The organism is Modestobacter sp. KNN46-3, assembly GCF_011039295.1.
Map to the genome: position 1 here is coordinate 1 of NZ_JAAKGN010000264.1, position 3367 is coordinate 3367.

General features: G+C 75.0%; 4 protein-coding genes and 1 pseudogene. 2 read left to right on the forward strand and 3 right to left on the reverse strand.

What is annotated here, in order from left to right; translation table 11 throughout:
- From G5C62_RS26180 to G5C62_RS26190, 3 genes and pseudogenes are all read right to left on the reverse strand, one after another.
- Window positions 1–231: pseudogene (locus G5C62_RS26180) on the reverse strand (ABC transporter permease); the annotation flags it as partial.
- The gene (locus G5C62_RS26185) at window positions 228–974 is read right to left on the reverse strand and encodes a phosphonate ABC transporter ATP-binding protein (protein WP_164703300.1); all 747 of its coding nucleotides are present in this window, start codon (window positions 972–974) and stop codon (window positions 228–230) included. The pseudogene G5C62_RS26180 and the gene G5C62_RS26185, both read right to left, overlap by 4 nt.
- Entirely contained in the window at window positions 971–1921 is a 951-nt protein-coding gene (locus tag G5C62_RS26190; RefSeq protein WP_164703298.1) for a putative selenate ABC transporter substrate-binding protein, read from the reverse strand. Before G5C62_RS26190 ends, G5C62_RS26185 begins: the two co-directional genes overlap by 4 nt.
- 158 nt (window positions 1922–2079) lie before the next feature.
- Between G5C62_RS26190 and G5C62_RS26195 the strand changes: the two genes are divergently transcribed.
- Window positions 2080–2451, forward strand: a complete 372-nt coding sequence (locus tag G5C62_RS26195) for a histidine triad nucleotide-binding protein (protein ID WP_036333671.1) — start codon at window positions 2080–2082, stop codon at window positions 2449–2451.
- 28 nt (window positions 2452–2479) lie between these two features.
- Window positions 2480–3319: an enoyl-CoA hydratase/isomerase family protein gene (locus G5C62_RS26200; protein WP_164703299.1), complete on the forward strand. Its 840-nt coding sequence runs from the start codon at window positions 2480–2482 to the stop codon at window positions 3317–3319.
- The last annotated feature ends 48 nt before the right edge of the window (window positions 3320–3367 follow it).

The following is a 3367-nucleotide window of genomic DNA, read 5'->3' on the forward strand; positions in this document are numbered from 1 at the left end:
CGAGTCGGCGAGCACCCGGAGGAACGCGCCGTCCAGGGCAGGGGAGAGCGCGGCGGAGGCGAACCGGCCGAACTGCCCGGTGCCGGCCGGGTTGACCACGTCGCCGGCGAACGCACCCGCGCCGGCCAGTGACCACGCCACCACGGCGAGCGCACCGAGTCCCCACGCCCAGCGGGTCCGCGCCCGGTGCAGCCGGGGGGCCACCCGGGGCCGGTCCAGGACGGCGGTCACCGCGGGGCGCCGTAGAAGTCGGCCAGGTCCCCGACCGTGAGCGCGGCCGCGGGTGCGTCGAGCACCACCCGCCCCTCGACCAGCCCGACCACCCGGGTGCAGTGCCGCAGCGCCAGCGCCGGGTCGTGCAGGGAGGCGATCAGCGCGCCGCCCCGCTCGGTGGCCAGCCCGGCGAGCAGGCCGAGGGCGCGCTCGGCCAGCACCGGGTCCAGCGCCGAGGCCGGCTCGTCGGCGAGCACCAGCTCGGGCTGCTGCACCAGCAACCGGGCGAGCGCCACTCGCTGCCGCTGGCCGCCGGAGAGCCGCTCGGTGCGCTCGAACACCCGGTCGGCCAGCCCCACCCGGTCCAGCGCCGCGAGCACCTCGGGCAGCCCCTGCGGGCGCACCAGCGACCACGCCGCCCGCCACGCGGGCCAGCTGGACAGCCGCCCGGCGTTCACGTTGTGCAGCACCCGCAGTTGACCGACCAGCTCCAGGTGCTGGTGGACCGTGCCGACCCGGGCCCGCAGCTGCTGCTGGGCCCGGCCGCGCAGCGCCGCGACCTCCTCCCCGAGCACCTGCACGGAGCCCGCGGTGGGCAGGACCGAGCCGTTGACCAACCCGAGCAGCGTCGACTTGCCGGCGCCGGAGGGCCCGACCAGCGCCACCCGCTGGCCGGCGTCGACGGTGAGGTCGACACCGGCCAGCGCGCGGGTGCTGCCGTAGCGGACCTCGACGCCGTCCAGCCGGAGGACGGCGCTCAGCTGATCAGCCCCAGGTCGCGGCCGACCGCCTCGATCTGGTCGTAATTCGACGCCTCGGTCGGGATGAACGCCCCGGCGCCGAACAGCTCCAGCACCTCGTCCCCGGCGGGCAGGCCGGTGAAGTACTCGAGCAGCCGTCCGGGCAGGTCCGGGCCGAGCCGCTCCACCGCCTCCGGGCTGAGCAGCCAGTGGTAGTCGTGGTACTCCGGGGTGCGGGCGTACTGGACCACCGCCGCGGGGTCGACGGTGCCGTCCTCGACGCGGGACCGCCACACCTGCTCGTTGAGCACCCCGGCCTGGTAGCTGCCCGAGGAGACCAGCGAGATGGTCGCGTCGTGCGAGCCGGAGAACCCGGGGCCGCCGGGGAAGCCCTGTGGGTCGACGTCCTGCTCGGACAGGAAGTACGCGGGCATCAGCCGGCCGGACGTCGACGTCTCGCTGCCGTAGGTGAACCGCAGGTCGGCCAGCGGGCCGAGGTCGTCGGCCGGGGTCAGCCCGGTGCCGGTGTTGACGATGAACACCGAGGTGAACGACTCGTCGATGTCGCGCTGGGCGATCGGCTCGGCGCCGGGGGTCTGCAGCCGGGCCTGCACGCCGGTGAGCCCGCCGAACCAGACCAGGTCGAGGTCACCGGTGCGGAAGAGGGAGACGGCGGCGCCGTAGTCGGTGACCGGCTGGTAGTCGACGTCCAGGTCGAGTGCGGCGGACATCGAGTCGGCGAGCGTGCTGTACAGCCGTTGCAGGACCTCGGGGTCCTGGTCGGGGATGGCGCCGATGGTCAGCGAGCCGCGGCTGCCGGTCGAGCCCCCGGACAATGACTCGGGGGAGTCCCGGCTGCAGGCGGCGAGCCCGGCGGCGAGGACGGCGGCGCTCCCGGCGAGGAAGCCGCGCCTGTTCAGTGCGTGTTCTCCGAAGCCACCCGACCGGACGGCGCGACGACTGCTCACTACGTCCTCGGATGGGGCTGGGGTGCGGACACGGGAGACCTCCAGGGGAGAGGGACGAGGCGGACCGGCCCATCGTTGCCCACGCCGTCCTCCCGGGCCGCGCCCACCACCAGAATGGCCATTTCGGTGGTCGGGTGGCGGGGCCTAGGGTCGGGCCGGTGAGCGAGCCGAGGAACGAGTGCCTGTTCTGCCGGATGGTGGCCGGGGAGATCCCGCCGGACGTCGTCCGGGAGACCGACCGCACGCTCGCCTTCCGGGACATCAACCCGCAGGCGCCCACCCACGTGCTGGTGATCCCGAAGGAGCACCACGCCACCCTCGGTGCGCTGGCCGGCGCCGACCCCGAGCTCACCGCCGAGCTGGTCGCGGCCGCACACGCCGTCGCCGTCCAGGAGGGCCTCGTGACGGCGGACGCGCCCGAGCCCGGCTACCGCGTCGTGGCCAACACCGGGCCGCAGGCCGGGCAGACGGTCCACCACGTGCACCTGCACGTGCTCGGCGGCCGCGGCCTGGGCTGGCCGCCCGGCTGAGGCCGCTCGGGCCTGCCAGAGTGGCGGTGTGTCCGAGACCACTGCCCCCGTCCGGCTCGAGCGGGACGGCGACGTCGCCGTCGTCGTCCTGGACAACCCTCCGCTGAACCTGTTCGACCAGGCGGTGTTCGACGCCTGGGAACGGGTGACCGGCCAGCTGGTCGAGCTCACCGATCCTGCGCGGCCCGACCGGGCCCGTGCGGTGCTGGTGGAGGCGCGTGGCCGGGTCGTCTCCGCCGGTGTCGACGTGCACCTGTTCGCCGAGATCGCCGAGGGCCCGGACGCCGTCGCCCGCGGCGGGGCGCTGTGGGCCCGGCTGCTGCGCACGGTGCAGACGCTGGAGGGCCTCCCGGTGCCGACCGTCTTCGCCGCCCACGGCCTGACCCTGACCGCGGCGTTCGAGATTTCACTGGCCTGCGACGTGCTGCTCGCCGCGGAGAGCGCGTCCTTCGGTCTGGTGGAGATCGTCGTCGGGCTCACGCCGTCGATGGGCGGGCCGCAGCGGCTGGCCGAGCGGGCCGGCCCGGCGCGGGCCCGGGAGCTCGTGTTCACCGGTGAGCGCTACCCGGCCGCGGTCCTGGAGCGCTGGAACGTGGTCAACCGCGTCCTGCCCGACGACGGCTTCCCCGAGGCGGCCCGGGAGTACGCGCGCCGGGTCGCCGCCGGCCCCACCGTCGCGCACGCGGCGACCAAGCGGCTGGTCGCCACCGCGGTGCGGCACGGCGTACCCGCGGCGGACGACGTCGTACCGGCCGTCTCGGGGCTGCTGTTCGGCACCGAGGACCTGCGCGGAGTGGCGTCCACCAAGGTGGTGTGCGACGGCCCCGGTGACCAGCGGGCCCTCCACATAGAGGCGGCCACCGCGTGATCTTCTGGATGACCTACCACAGTCCTTCAGGAGAGCTACGCGATGACC